The sequence below is a fragment of the Ruegeria sp. H4 genome (assembly GCF_056533065.1).
Genome location: NZ_JBQFOC010000001.1, coordinates 1,616,693 through 1,629,829, shown reverse-complemented (window position 1 = coordinate 1,629,829; position 13,137 = coordinate 1,616,693). Strand labels below are relative to the sequence as shown.

Below are 13,137 nucleotides of genomic sequence, written 5' to 3'. Positions count from 1 at the left end.
GCGAGATTCGGGGCTTACTGCAAGTCGAAATCAGAAGATTCTTGGATATGGACACAGCCAAAGCAACATCATCCACACTCGAAGCAACCGCGACGAACGAGGCAATAAAGGTTGAAGACCTTCATAAATCCTTCGGTACGCTGGAGGTTTTGAAAGGTGTGTCGCTAACAGCCAACAAGGGGGATGTCGTTGCCATCATCGGGGGATCGGGCTCTGGTAAATCCACCATGCTGCGCTGCATCAATTTCTTAGAAACGCCGAGTTCGGGAAATATCACCATAGGTGGCGAACTGGTTGAGATGCATACCGATGGCAGCCCGTCCAACCGCCGCCAGATCGAACGTATCCGAACGCGGTTGGCGATGGTGTTTCAGCAGTTCAATCTGTGGACACATCGCACGCTATTAGAGAACGTAATCGAAGTGCCGGTGCATGTGCTAAAGATACCAAAGTCAGAGGCCATTGCGCGGGCGCATGAACTGCTGGAAAGGGTAGGGCTCGGCGACAAGGCCGATACTTATCCAGCCTATCTGTCAGGTGGCCAGCAACAGCGCGCTGCCATTGCACGCGCGCTTGCGGTCGATCCGTCTGTCATGCTGTTTGACGAGCCCACCTCGGCGCTTGATCCCGAACTGGTCGGCGAGGTTTTGACCGTGATCCGTGATCTGGCCGCCGAAGGGCGCACCATGCTGCTTGTCACCCATGAAATGAAGTTTGCGCGCGAAGTCGCAAACCACGTTGTCTATCTTTTCGAAGGCCGCATTGAAGAGCAGGGGCCACCTGCCGAGGTCTTTGGGAACCCAAAATCAGAACGGTTGAAGCAATTCCTCAGCTCGGTCGCCTGATCCAGTCAAAACTAACGAATGAATCAACAGGGAGTAACAAAATGAACGTCAAGAAACTGCTCGCATCCGGGCTTGCCGCCGCCATTCTTTCGGCTGGTGTCGCCAGTGCCGAAGAGGTCAAGATCGGCATCGCAGCTGAGCCTTACCCGCCATTCGCGTCGCTGGACAGCTCAGGTAACTGGGTTGGCTGGGAGATCGACGTTATCAACGCCGTCTGTGTTGCGGCCGAGCTTGACTGTGTGATCACACCCGTCGCTTGGGATGGTATCATCCCATCGCTGACCGGTCAGCAGATCGATGCGATCATGGCGTCGATGTCGATCACCGAGGAACGCTTGAAGACCATTGATTTCAGCGATCCTTATTACAACACACCTGCCGTCATCGTCGCGGATAAATCGATGGATATCGAAGCAACCCCCGAATCGCTGGCGGGAAAAATTGTTGGCATTCAGGCTTCGACCATCCACCAGGCTTATGCGCAGGAATATTTCAAGGATTCCGAACTGCGCGTCTACCAAACCCAGGATGAGGCCAATCAGGATCTGTTCGCAGGCCGCATTGATGCCACACAGGCCGACAGCATCGCGATGGCTGACTTTGTAAACTCGGATGCCGGCGCCTGCTGCGAAATCAAAGGTGCCGTTGCAGACGATCCGGCCATTCTGGGCCGCGGTGTGGGTGCTGGCGTCCGCAAGGGTCAGGACGACCTGCTTGCGGCGCTGAATAAGGGCATCGCGGCAATTCTGGCCGATGGCACGCACGAGGAAATCACGTCAAACTATTTCTCGGCCAGCATCTACTAAGCTGCCGCTGTGACCGAACTGTTGGACTCACTTGGATTGGCGCAGAGCGCAGAGCTTCTGTCGCTGTCGCCACCGGGGTGGGGGGCCAATCTGCTGCGCGGATTGTCCCACTCATTGCAGATCGCCCTTGGTGCATATGCGCTGGGCCTGGTGATCGGATTGTTCGGAGCTTATGGCAAACTTTATGGCGGGAAGGTCACGCGCGATCTTCTCGCCATCTACACGACGGTCATCCGGGCCGTACCGGAACTGGTTCTGATCCTGATCCTGTACTACGTCGGATCGGACATCATCAACAAAATCTCTGCCACCATGGGCGGTGGCCGGGTCGAGGTTAGCGGCGTTGGCGCAGGCATATGGGTGCTGGGCGTTGTTCAGGGCGCATACGCAACCGAAATTCTGCGCGGTGCCATTCAGGCGGTTCCACCTGGTCAGATCGAAGCTGCCAAATCCTACGGGATGCCTGCCTTCATGACCATGCGGCGTGTGACAATACCTGCGATGATGAGCTTTGCCGTGCCCGGTTTGGCCAACCTGTGGCTGATCGCGACCAAAGACACGGCACTGCTTGCTGTCGTGGGTTTCAACGAGTTGACGCTGGAGACCCGACAAGCTGCCAGCAGCACGCGCGCCTATTTCACGTTCTTTCTGGCGGCGGGCTTTCTTTATCTCATGGTTACCCTGTTCTCCGGCGGTATCTTCGCCCGGATTGAGAAATGGGCGCGTCGTGGCCAACCCTCTCTGACGGGAGGGAGCAGATGATCGATTTCAGATCGCTGATGCAACCACACCGCATCGTGATGATGCTGATCTTCGTCGGGATCGTCATATGGTGCGCCGTATCGCTGCAGTGGGACTGGATCCCGAAATACGCCCCACTGGCCCTTCAGGGCATTTGGACGACAATCTGGCTGTTGGTCGTCACCGTTGTTCTTGGTTTCCTGCTTGCGGTTCCGCTTGGGTTGGCGCAGGCGGTTGGGCCCTGGTATCTTGCCGCCCCTGCCAAGGCATTTTGTACCATCATCCGCGGCACGCCGCTGCTGTTGCAGCTTTGGTTGTTGTACTATGGGCTGGGCTCGCTCTTCCCGCAGTTTCCGTGGATACGGTCTTCAGAGCTATGGCCCTATCTGCGGCAGGCATGGCCATATGCGGTGCTGGCGTTGACGTTGTCTTATGCTGGGTATGAAGGTGAAGTCATGCGGGGCGCGTTCAAGGGCGTTGCCAAGGGGCAGCTTGAGGCCGCCAAATCTTTTGGTATGCCGCGGCTTACCATGTTCCGCCGTATCTGGTTGCCGCAGGCGATCCGCAATGTTCTTCCGACGTTGGGTGGTGAAACCATCCTTCAGTTGAAAGCAACCCCCTTGGTCGCCACTATCACCGTTGTCGATATCTACGCCGTCTCTTCACGTGTGCGCTCTGATACTTTCATCATCTATGAGCCGCTCCTTCTATTGGCTGTATTCTATATTCTGGTCGCGGGTATGATTGCATTGGCGTTCCACTGGTTGGAGGTCCGAGTTCTGGGAACCGGAAAGCGAAGTACGTCTTGATTTTGACCTAGCGAGGGATAGGGGACAGTTGCGTATAACTCTTGCCGTGATCCTGTTGGCCCTGCCTATGTGTTAGCTGTTGTCCTGAACGGGTGGCGAATTGCTGAACGTCACATGTGTCAGCCATCGCGTTTGCAAACGACTTGAATCAAGAAGTTTCGCAGAATTTCTTCGGCGTTCGTCTGGCCAGCGTTCACGGGGCAGGCGGTCCTATCGACCAGATGCCCGAGCCCGCTTTGGTGTCAAAGGCAGCGAGCGGTAAGACGCATTAGTATATAAACTCAAAGGTCAAAAAAGTGCACACCGTGCCACCATCGACCGGCTTTTGCTGTCGCGATGCATGATACCTTAAGCGACAGACTGGGGCTTGAGCTTAGATTTTTCGGTAGACCAGACTGGTGTCCGACGAGATTGGAAGTTGATCCAGAACCGATGCAACCTGGGCATGCATAGGTGACTTCTGGCATACTGGATCAGTCGCGGCGGCATCACCAGACAGTGCAAGCGCTTGACAACGACACCCACCTAAATCCAACTCTTTGCGTTCGCAACTCTGACAGGGTTCCGGTAGCCAATCGGTTCCACGGAAAATGTTGAAAGACTCGCTTTGGTACCAGATCTCTCTAAGCCTTTTTTCTCGTATTGAATCGAAATGAATATGCTTGATCGTCTGGGCCGCATGACATGGTAAAACGGTACCATTGGGCGTGACGTTCAAGCCTGTTGAGCCCCAACCGCCCATACAGGCTTTGGGATAGTCCGAGTAGTAGTCCGGAGGTACAAAATCGAAGGCAAGAACCCCTTTGAGACGCTGTGCGGCATCAGCGACCGTATTCTTTACCACCTGGGTTTGCTCACGGGTCGGTAGCAACGCAGAGCGATTTTCCAACGCCCATCCGTGAAATTGAACACAAGCCACTTCCAGTCGGCGCGCTCCTAGCTCGACGGCCATTTCAATAGTGCGATCCAAATCATCCAGATTTTGACGGTGCATAACAGCATTCAAGGTCAGGGGAATACCCCGCGCGCTGACCTCTTTTGCGAAGGCCATCTTGCGGTCAAACCCTCCGCGATACCCGCCGATCCGATCTGCCAGTTCCGCGTTGGTGCCTTGCAGCGAGAGTTGGATATGATCCAGACCTGCAGCCTCAAGATGATCCAACCGTTTGGGCGTCAGACCAATGCCCGAGGTAATCAGGTTAGTGTAGAGGCCGGTGGCGGCGGCGGCTGCTGTCAACTCTTCCAGATCACGACGCGATGCGGGCTCGCCACCAGACAGATGCAGCTGCAACACGCCCATGTCGTAGGCCTGTTGGAACACGTCTTTCCAGGCGCTGGTTTCCAGCTCGGTTTCTTTGCGCTCTAGCTCGACCGGGTTGCTGCAGTAGGGACAGCTGAGCGGGCAGCGATGGGTCAACTCGGCCAAGAGGGCAATAGGTGCTTGAACACTCATGTTTGCACCATCAGGTACAATCGGCTGCGAAGCGTTTGAAGAAATTGTTGCACATCCTGTGCGATTTGATCCGCAGGTGCGTTATATGTATCGGCCAACTCCGCAATGATCTGATCTAAACTGGCTGCGCCATTGATCCGGCTCAGGATCGCAACGCCGATTTCATCCAGTTCGATCACCTTTTCCGGGGCCATCAGCACTGTGCGGTTGCGAACCTTGTCGTGTTGAACCCGCACGCCGCGTGGCAGATAGGGGCGATCTTGGGGGCGTAGCTTAAGTGTCATGTCAGACCTTCCCCTGGCTGCCAAGACCCGGGGGGGATCAGGCCGGGTTCGACATAGGCGCACCAAAGCGCATCGAGCTGAGCCCAAAGGACATTGGTTTTGAAAATCAGCGCTTCACAGGCCATGTCTTCTTTTTCAGGCGTGTCGGCGTGATCGAGCACCCAGTTTAGACCGAAGGCGACGTCCTTGGGCGCTTGAGTGAGGCGCTTCTGGAAATAGGACAAGCTATCTGGATTGGCGAAGTCGTAGTGCGCCAAAAGTCCCTCAATCCGTTGCTCGTGGATTTTTGGTGCAAACAACTCTGTTAGTGAGGACGCAACCGCCTGTAGAAGCGGTTTTTCGCGGACATAGTGTACATAGGCATCCACTGCGAACTGGGTCGCCGGGAGGATACCTTGGCCGGACGCAACATAGTCAGGGTCTAGTCCCACCGCCTCGGCGAGCTTCAGCCACCTTCGGATACCACCGCCCTCGTCAACGCCACCGTCGTGATCTTCGATCCGTGACCGCCACTCGCGTCGGATATCGGGATCGGTACAACGCGACATAAACGCAGCGTCTTTCATCGGAATGGCTGCCTGATACGCCCATCGATTTATAACCCAGGCCCGTACCTGATCGGGTGTGCACTGCCCGCTATGAAGCCGATGGTGAAACGGGTGTTTATCATGGTAGCGTTCAGCGCCGATTTGGCGCAGGCGAGCTTCCAGCGCTTCGCGGCTCATATCGTGATCTCCTGCCCGTCATAAGCAATGGACCAGCCTGCGTTCTCGACAAAAGTCCGTTCCGGCCCGCCGGGTTGCAGCATCGGGTTGGTGTTGTTGATATGTATGAACGTCTTGGCTGCCGAGATGTCTTTGAGCTGAGCGATTGACCCATCAGGTCCGCTGACCGAGATATGGCCCATGCGTTGCCCGGTTTTGACACCCGTTCCCGTGCGGATCATCTCATCATCGTCCCAAAGCGTGCCGTCAAAGAACAGCTGATCCCCGTCTGCGATCTGGGACAATAGGTCTGGCGTCACCTGCGCGCACCCGGGGATGTAGTAGGCGACCTTGCCGCCTGCGCTAAGCCTTACACCAACTGTTTGTTCCCCGATCAGATCGGTTTGCACTGTGTCACCTTCCATGAACAAAGGTACCTTACCCGGTACGGCAAACAATCGCGCGTGAAGCCCGTTCTGAAGATCGAAGTCTTGTTCCAAAACAATCCGTTTGCGATCTACTTTCGCCCGGTTCACCGCGTCGAAAATCCGGTTGTTGGAAAGCACTTCCAGAATGTCACCGGTCGCAAACAGGGTGAACGGGGTTTGTTCACGCAGGCTGAGTAAACCTGCAATATGGTCAATATCGCCATTGGTCAGCAAAACTGAGACGACCGGTGTATCGCGCAATGACCGGGGGTGCATTTTGGGATTGTCCAGCATTTGCTGGCGAATGTCTGGTGAGGCATTAAGAATGCTCCAATGCTCACCATCTTGCGATACTGCCAATGAAGATTGGCCGGAAGGCGGGATAAGCCCGTTACGGGCATCCTCACAGTTCCGGCAACCACAATTCCACTGCGGCAGTCCACCGCCTGCAGAAGCCCCAAGAACCAGAAAATGCACTTTGGGCCTCCGCTGAGATCAGATGATCAAAACAGGTCGCGTTCGTGCTCGCGGCCTTCATCCTCGGAGGGAGAGTACATGTTGATCTCCATTCCGCAGTTCACTTCTTTCAGCTTCGGTGTGCTCCAAGTCATGATGTCTCCTCCCATGAACAGCTTGTGTTTCCTCAAAACCTACAGTTCGCGCACTCCGTCGAAAATGGTGCTTTGGTCGTAGGGATAGTCGAAGTCTCAAGGTTCGGGCAATTCACGTCAATAGCCTTAGGGTCGTAGATACCTAGCCTAGGACTTTCGTCGAATGTCATGTCAAAGGGTGGAAAGTTAGTCTTTCGCCCATGCGCGTACTTCAGAGTTTGTTGGTGTTCCTTCTTGGCAGTCTTTCGGCTTTGGCCGAGCCTTTGCCACGAGAACAGATTGAACCCTACGTACGGGCTCCGATGTCGCTGGGTGAGGCGTTAAACGAAGATGGTGTCTACAGTTTGTTGAACTCGGGTGGGGCTGAGGTGGGATATGTATTTGAATCCGAACCTTTAGCACCATTGCCGGGCTTTTCAGGGGCGCCGATCAACCTGCTTGTTGTTCTGGATCTTGAAGGTCGGTTTCTGGACGTCCAACTGATCGAACACAATGAGCCGATCTTTGTCTCGGGTCTCGGAGAGGCGCCATTTCACAAGTTTTTTGAACAATATGGCGGGCTGTCGATTTCGGATTCGATCGTAGTTGGCACGCCCTATGGCGATGGCGCTTCGGGGTCGTCTTTGGTGTATTTGGACGGGGTCACAAAAGCGACAGCCAGCGTTCGGATCGCGCATGAATCGGTTATGGGTGCTGCTTTGGCCGTTGCGCGAGAGAAGATGAAGGGCTTGGCAACGGCGCCGCCAGCCTTTCCGAAACCCGACTACGAAGAGGATTTGACCTGGCAGGACCTGGTCGACCAAGGTATCGCGACACGCAAAGTGATCACCAATGCTGAAGTCGACGCCCAGTTCAAAAGCACCTTATGGGAGGATGACGACCCCGAAGCAAAGGATTATCCGGAAGACCCATATCTTGATCTCTGGATTGTGGATCTCGGTCCCAAATCCATTGCTCGCGCAGCTTTGTCTGAAGACAGTTTTAAAGAGCTGCAGAATTTTATGGAGATCTCAGACAATGACGAACCGATCCTGCTGATTGAAACAGCTCGCCATGGATTGGTCAGCGATGAATTTGTGCGCAACACTGCACCGGACTGGATTGCTGCAGAACAAGGCGGGCTTCCGGTCGCATTGCGCGATGCAGATCTGCTGGTCGAGCTTTCAGACACTATGCCCGATGGGGTTGCCATGATCTTGCGCACGGATCGAAGGTTGGGTTTTGATCCCGCAAGCGAATGGGTGCTGAAGGTTCTGGCGGTGCGCGAACATGGCATGTTTCAACCCGAAACAGGCTCGGTGACACTAGAGGTACCTCACAGCACGCCCGAACGGTTTTTTGACAGGCCAGTACAGGTCAAACCAGCGCCGCCCTGGCTGGAAGCGCTGCGGAACCGCCAGGCTGATATGATCGTATTGGGGTTTTTCCTGACCGGGCTCGTCGGCGTTTTAGGTCTGCGGATGAACGCGTTTGCGGCTCGACCGCTGTTTACCCCGTTGCGTCTTGGGGTTCTTGCCATTGTCACAGGTTTCATCGGCTGGTGGGGGCAGGGTCAGCTGTCAATCGTTACGGTTCTGGGGTCTCTGCGCACCGCCTTGGAAGGCGGAAGCTTTGCGTTTCTGCTATACGATCCCTTCTCGCTTTTGGTTTGGGCGGTCGCACTTGCTGGCCTCGTGGCGTGGGGCAGGGGGCTTTTTTGCGGTTGGCTTTGCCCGTTTGGCGCGCTTCAGGAATTTTCCCATCACCTTGGTAAGGCGTTGCGAATCCCGCAGATCGAGCCGTCTCCCAGATGGGACAATCGGTTGAAATGGCTGAAATACGCCATTCTCCTGGCGCTTATTGCCGTCGTTTTCTTCGCCCCGGATCAGATTGACAAAGCAGCCGAAGTTGAACCGTTCAAAACCGCGATCACAACCTTCTTCATCCGCGAGTGGTACTATGCGGCCTACGCGATGTTCTGGCTGGTGCTGAGCATGGTGCTCTTCAAGGGGTTCTGTCGCTACGTTTGCCCCTTGGGGGCCTTTATGGCGATCGGAGGATTGCTGCGCGGTCGGAACTGGATCGAACGCCGCACGGAATGCGGTTCACCTTGTCAGCTATGCAAAGTCAAATGCAAATACGGTGCGATCCGGAAAACCGGTGAAATCCAGTATGACGAATGCTTTCAGTGTCTTGACTGTGTCGCCATTCACGATGACCAAAGCCGCTGTGTTCCGCTGATCATCGCAGCGCGGCGCCAGAGCCGAGGGGTAGCTGCGCGATGATGAACCGACGCCGCTTTCTGGCCATTTCAGCCGCTGCCCTTGCGACCCCGGCACAGGCACGTCCCATTCATTGGCAAGGCTATGCCTTGGGGGCCGAGGTTCACCTGACCCTCGAAGGTGATCCCGACTTAGCTCAGAACGCGATTGTGCATGTGCGATCCATACTTGAGCGGTGTGAGACGCTCTTCAGCCTTTACCGTCCGGATTCGACTTTAGCACAGCTGAATCGTACTGGATTTCTGAGCGACCCTGACCCGGATTTTCACGCTCTGCTTGTGGTCAGCGACACCGCTTACAAACTGACCGGAGGATTTTTTGATCCGACGGTTCAGCCGCTTTGGACGGCCCGCACCTCGCAAGAGATCAAGGTAGCACAGCGGCTCGTTGGTTGGGATCGGGTGCGCATCTCCCGGTCCCGCATTCAGTTGGATCAGGGCCAGTCACTGACCTTGAACGGTATAGCTCAAGGTTACGCCACAGATCTTGTCGCACGCGCATTGCGTCAAGCCGGGTGGACAAAGGTTCTGGTCAATGTTGGAGAGTTCCATGCCGGTGGCCGCACTTGGACTCTTGGTGTCTCCGACCCGATGCATGGTTTGGTTGAAACAATCCAACTGCAGGATCGCGCAGTTGCAACGTCCAGCCCAACAGTATCTCAGTCTCGATCAGGTGGTCCACACATCCTGGACCCAAATGGCGCTCGCGCACCGCAATGGTCCACGGTGAGTGTACAGTCGTCGAACGCAACGATTGCGGATGCCTTGTCGACGGCCTTCTGTTGCGCGAACAAAGCAGAGATTCGTACGGTTCTCTCTCGAACCGATGATGAAACCACAGCTCTTTGTGTGAACCGAAACGGCACTGTAAAAACTCTGACCGGATAGAAAAAAGCCCCGGTTTTCACCGGGGCTTTTGTTTCTTCGGCTGCCCCCCTTAGCTACAAGCTTGGACGGCGCGTTTTGTCATGACGGCGACCAGATGTGCGCGGTAGTCTTTGCTGCCATGCAGGTCGGCGATCATGTTCATCGGGTTGACCTTCAGCCCCATCAACGCGTCGGCGCGGAATTCGGTGTTGAGCGCGGCTTCCGCCTCGGACCAGCGGAACACGCCGTCCTCGCTGGCGCCGGTGACGGCCACGCGAACCCCATCCGCAAACCGGGCCAGATAGACCCCGACCAGGGCAAAGCGCGAGGCGGGCTGCAGGAACTTCTGGTAGCTTGCAGCTTGCGGTACTGGGAAACGGACCGAGGTGATGATCTCGCCCTCATCCAGCGCAGTACTGAACATGCCCTCAAAGAAGTCATCCGCCGCGATCTGGCGCGTGTTGGTCACGATGGTCGCCCCCGATCCCAAAACACCCGCCGGATAACAGGCTGCCGGATCGTTATTGGCCACTGACCCACCAATGGTGCCACGGTTGCGCACCGCCGGATCGCCGATCTGACCCGCCAGCGCCGCCAGCGCCGGATAGCTGCCTGCCGCTTCGCGCGCCACCACCGCATGGGGCGTCGCCCCGCCAATGACGACCGCGCCGTCATCCTCGACACAGACGCCCTGCATCTCGGCAATCCCGCTCATGCTGACCAGCACAGAAGGCGCCGCCAAGCGCTGCTTCAGCGTCGGGATCAGCGTCTGCCCGCCACCCAGCGCCTGCGCATCCTCGGCCCCCATCGCGGCAACCGCGTCGGCAATGGTCGAGGGCTTTTCAAACTCGAAACTGTACATTTCGTCTTCCTTTCCGAAAGGCGCGGATCCGCCCTTCATCTGGCTAAAAATATCCCGGGGAGCGCGAGGGGCTGGCCCTTCGCACCCCAACATCTCCACTCAGCTGTTCATCGCCGCCCAGACGCGCGACGGGCTCACCGGCATGTCGATGTGATCCACTGCCTTGCCGCCCGCGTTCAGCGCATCCAGAACCGCATTGACCACCGCAGGCGGCGAGCCGATCGCGCCGGCCTCGCCACAGCCTTTCACACCCAGCGGGTTATGCGTGCAGGGCGTCTGGCTGGAATGATCCACGCCATAGAACGGAACATCATCGGCACGCGGCATGGCGTAATCCATGAAGGACGCGCTCAGCAGCTGGCCGTTCTCGTCATAGGCGCAGTTCTCCAGCAGCGCCTGCCCGATGCCCTGGCCAATGCCGCCATGCACCTGACCATCCACGATCATCGGGTTGACGATATTGCCGAAATCATCTGCAGCCGTGAACCTTTCGATGCTGACCTGACCGGTTTCCGGGTCCACCTCGACCTCACAGGCATAAGCGCCTGAAGGGAAGGTGAAGTTGGCCGGATCATAAAACGCGGTCTCCTCCAACCCCGGCTCCACCTCCAGCGGGTAGTTATGCGGCACGTAAGCCGTCAGGGTCACATCGCCCCAGGCCACCGATTTGTCGGTGCCTGCCACGCTGAACTGACCGTCCTTCAGCTCGATATCGGCCTCGGAGGCTTCCAGCAGGTGGGCGGCGATCTTCTTGGCCTTGTCGATCACCTTCTCGGTCGCCTTGACCATGGCCGAGCCACAGACCGCCAGCGAGCGTGAGCCATAGGTGCCCATGCCAAAGGGGATTTTCGAGGTGTCGCCATGCACAATCTCGACCATCGACTCGTCGATGCCGATCATGTCGGCCACAACCTGCGGGAACGCCGTCTCATGGCCCTGCCCGTGGCTATGCGCGCCGACCATGACGCTGATCGAACCGGTGGCATTCACCCGCACGGTCGCCGCATCATAGAGACCCGCGCGGGCCCCCAGCATGCCAACGATGTTCGAGGGCGCAATGCCGCAGGCCTCGATATAACAGTTGATGCCTAAGCCCCGCAGCTTGCCCTTGGCTTCACTGGCCGCACGGCGCGCGGCAAAACCTGCCAGATCGGCGGCAGCCTCAAGCTTGTCCATCGTCCCGTGATAGTCCCCGGTGTCATAGGTCAGCGCCACCGGCGTGTCATAGGGGAACTGGGTGATGAAGTTCTGACGGCGCAGGGCAATCGGGTCGACCCCCAACTCGCGCGCGGCCTTGTCCACCACGCGCTCCAACTGGAACGTCGCTTCGGGCCGACCCGCGCCGCGATAGGCATCCACCGGCACCGTATTGGTAAACATCGCCTTCACATTCACCTGAATAACCGGCGTCTTGTAATTGCCAGCCATCAGCGTGCCGTGCAGCCATGTGGGCACGGAACTGGAGAAGGTCGACAGATACGCCCCCAGATTGGCATAGGTGTTGGTGCGCAACCCGATGAAGTTATTGTCTGCATCCAGCGCCAGTTCGATTTTGCTGACATGATCCCGGCCATGGGCGTCCGACATGAACGCCTCGGAGCGGCTGGAGGTCCACTTCACAGGCCGGTTGCAGGCCTTGGCGGCGAAGGTACAGAACGCCTCTTCCGCATAGTGGAAGATCTTGGTGCCAAAGCCGCCGCCCACATCCGGGGCCACCACGCGGACCTTATGCTCGGGCAGGCCCAGCACAAAGGCGCACATCAGCAAGCGGATCACATGCGGGTTCTGCGAGGTGGTATAGAGCGTATAGTCCTCGGTCGCGCGGGAATACTCGCCCACGGCCACACGCGGCTCCATCGGGTTGGCCACCAGGCGGTTGTTGACCAGATCCAGCGTGGTCACATGGGCCGCACCCGCAAAGACCTCATTGACCTTGGCGTCATCCGCCTCACCCAGCTGCCAGTCATAGCAGATGTTGTTCTTCAGATCGTCATGGACCAGCGTCGCGCCCTCTTGCGCGGCGGCCTTCATGTCGATCACGGCGGGCAGTTCCTCGATCTCGAGGTCAATCGCCTCGGCCGCATCACGCGCCTGTTCCAGGCTGTCGGCCACGATGGCGGCGATGGGATCGCCCACATGACGCACCTTGCCTTGGGCCAGAATGGGATGCGCGGGCTCCTGCATGGGCGCACCGTGCTTGTCCGTCACCTCCCAGCCGCAAGGCATGCCGCCCACGCCTTCGAAATCCTTGCCAGTGAACACCTTGACCACACCCGGCATGGCCTCGGCCGCCGAGGTATCAAGGCTGGTGATCCGGCCATGCGCGATATCCGAGCGCAGGAAATGAACATAGGCCTGTCCGGCCACGTTGATGTCGTCGGTGTAATTGCCTGCTCCGGTCAGAAAGCGCACGTCCTCGCGCCGCTTGGAACTGGCTCCGATGCCACTGTCTTTGGGCATTGCTTGT

General features: G+C 57.3%; 13 protein-coding genes. 6 read left to right on the top strand and 7 right to left on the bottom strand.

The features are described 5' to 3' along the window. Positions 1–47: 47 nt before the first annotated feature. From ACR0KG_RS08210 to ACR0KG_RS08195, 4 genes are read left to right on the top strand one after another with little or no spacing between them, the layout of a single operon-like run. On the top strand, positions 48–845 hold the full coding sequence (locus tag ACR0KG_RS08210) for an ABC transporter ATP-binding protein (RefSeq protein ID WP_480548347.1): 798 nt from the start codon (positions 48–50) through the stop codon (positions 843–845). Positions 846–886: 41 nt separating this feature from the next. Then, entirely contained in the window at positions 887–1,651 is a 765-nt protein-coding gene (locus ACR0KG_RS08205) for a transporter substrate-binding domain-containing protein (RefSeq protein WP_480543767.1), read from the top strand. Between the two features lie 9 nt (positions 1,652–1,660). Further along, positions 1,661–2,413 (top strand): ABC transporter permease, encoded by a 753-nt coding sequence (locus ACR0KG_RS08200; protein ID WP_480826966.1) that lies wholly within the window; start codon positions 1,661–1,663, stop codon positions 2,411–2,413. Next, complete coding sequence (locus ACR0KG_RS08195; protein ID WP_480826965.1) at positions 2,410–3,201, top strand: ABC transporter permease; 792 nt, start codon at positions 2,410–2,412, stop codon at positions 3,199–3,201. Before ACR0KG_RS08200 ends, ACR0KG_RS08195 begins: the two co-directional genes overlap by 4 nt. Before the next feature lie 373 nt (positions 3,202–3,574). On the opposite strand, the gene pqqE is transcribed toward ACR0KG_RS08195, so the two are convergent. Genes pqqE through pqqA form a run of 5 tightly spaced genes read right to left on the bottom strand, consistent with a single transcriptional unit; the run spans position 3,575 to position 6,681 of the window. After that, positions 3,575–4,654, bottom strand: a complete 1,080-nt coding sequence (gene pqqE / locus ACR0KG_RS08190) for a pyrroloquinoline quinone biosynthesis protein PqqE (protein ID WP_480548353.1) — start codon at positions 4,652–4,654, stop codon at positions 3,575–3,577. Further along, positions 4,651–4,938, bottom strand: coding sequence for a pyrroloquinoline quinone biosynthesis peptide chaperone PqqD (pqqD, locus tag ACR0KG_RS08185; protein WP_480548355.1), 288 nt, complete (start codon positions 4,936–4,938; stop codon positions 4,651–4,653). Before pqqD ends, pqqE begins: the two co-directional genes overlap by 4 nt. Beyond that, positions 4,935–5,663 (bottom strand): pyrroloquinoline-quinone synthase PqqC, encoded by a 729-nt coding sequence (gene pqqC / locus ACR0KG_RS08180; protein WP_480548357.1) that lies wholly within the window; start codon positions 5,661–5,663, stop codon positions 4,935–4,937. Before pqqC ends, pqqD begins: the two co-directional genes overlap by 4 nt. After that, a complete protein-coding gene (gene pqqB, locus ACR0KG_RS08175) occupies positions 5,660–6,547 on the bottom strand; it encodes a pyrroloquinoline quinone biosynthesis protein PqqB (protein ID WP_480543761.1) in 888 nt (295 codons plus the stop codon). Before pqqB ends, pqqC begins: the two co-directional genes overlap by 4 nt. Positions 6,548–6,573: 26 nt before the next feature. Continuing rightward, on the bottom strand, positions 6,574–6,681 hold the full coding sequence (pqqA, locus tag ACR0KG_RS08170) for a pyrroloquinoline quinone precursor peptide PqqA (RefSeq protein WP_170537497.1): 108 nt from the start codon (positions 6,679–6,681) through the stop codon (positions 6,574–6,576). Positions 6,682–6,881: 200 nt separating this feature from the next. Here pqqA and ACR0KG_RS08165 point away from each other — a divergent pair, with 200 nt between their 5' ends. Together ACR0KG_RS08165 and ACR0KG_RS08160 are read left to right on the top strand one after the other, a co-directional pair. Then, complete coding sequence (locus ACR0KG_RS08165) at positions 6,882–8,945, top strand: 4Fe-4S binding protein (RefSeq protein ID WP_480826964.1); 2,064 nt, start codon at positions 6,882–6,884, stop codon at positions 8,943–8,945. Continuing rightward, entirely contained in the window at positions 8,942–9,829 is an 888-nt protein-coding gene (locus ACR0KG_RS08160) for an FAD:protein FMN transferase (protein WP_480826963.1), read from the top strand. The genes ACR0KG_RS08165 and ACR0KG_RS08160 overlap by 4 nt, the downstream gene beginning before the upstream one ends. A 49-nt stretch (positions 9,830–9,878) precedes the next feature. Here ACR0KG_RS08160 and ACR0KG_RS08155 read toward each other — a convergent pair whose 3' ends face one another. Together ACR0KG_RS08155 and ACR0KG_RS08150 are read right to left on the bottom strand one after the other, a co-directional pair. Then, positions 9,879–10,670: an FAD binding domain-containing protein gene (locus tag ACR0KG_RS08155; protein ID WP_480826962.1), complete on the bottom strand. Its 792-nt coding sequence runs from the start codon at positions 10,668–10,670 to the stop codon at positions 9,879–9,881. A 99-nt stretch (positions 10,671–10,769) separates the two neighbouring features. After that, positions 10,770–13,130, bottom strand: coding sequence for a xanthine dehydrogenase family protein molybdopterin-binding subunit (locus tag ACR0KG_RS08150; protein WP_480826960.1), 2,361 nt, complete (start codon positions 13,128–13,130; stop codon positions 10,770–10,772). Positions 13,131–13,137 lie beyond the last annotated feature (7 nt).

Excerpts from the sequence above, each read along its gene's own strand:
- ACR0KG_RS08205 (WP_480543767.1), top strand. The coding sequence starts at position 887 with ATGAACGTCAAGAAACTGCTCGCATCCGGGCTTGCCGCCGCCATTCTT.
- pqqD (WP_480548355.1), bottom strand. The coding sequence starts at position 4,938 with ATGACACTTAAGCTACGCCCCCAAGATCGCCCCTATCTGCCACGCGGC.
- pqqC (WP_480548357.1), bottom strand. The coding sequence starts at position 5,663 with ATGAGCCGCGAAGCGCTGGAAGCTCGCCTGCGCCAAATCGGCGCTGAA.
- ACR0KG_RS08210 (WP_480548347.1), top strand. The coding sequence starts at position 48 with ATGGACACAGCCAAAGCAACATCATCCACACTCGAAGCAACCGCGACG.
- ACR0KG_RS08165 (WP_480826964.1), top strand. The coding sequence starts at position 6,882 with ATGCGCGTACTTCAGAGTTTGTTGGTGTTCCTTCTTGGCAGTCTTTCG.
- ACR0KG_RS08195 (WP_480826965.1), top strand. The coding sequence starts at position 2,410 with ATGATCGATTTCAGATCGCTGATGCAACCACACCGCATCGTGATGATG.
- pqqE (WP_480548353.1), bottom strand. The coding sequence starts at position 4,654 with ATGAGTGTTCAAGCACCTATTGCCCTCTTGGCCGAGTTGACCCATCGC.
- ACR0KG_RS08160 (WP_480826963.1), top strand. The coding sequence starts at position 8,942 with ATGATGAACCGACGCCGCTTTCTGGCCATTTCAGCCGCTGCCCTTGCG.
- ACR0KG_RS08150 (WP_480826960.1), bottom strand. The coding sequence starts at position 13,130 with ATGCCCAAAGACAGTGGCATCGGAGCCAGTTCCAAGCGGCGCGAGGAC.
- pqqA (WP_170537497.1), bottom strand. The coding sequence starts at position 6,681 with ATGACTTGGAGCACACCGAAGCTGAAAGAAGTGAACTGCGGAATGGAG.
- ACR0KG_RS08155 (WP_480826962.1), bottom strand. The coding sequence starts at position 10,670 with ATGTACAGTTTCGAGTTTGAAAAGCCCTCGACCATTGCCGACGCGGTT.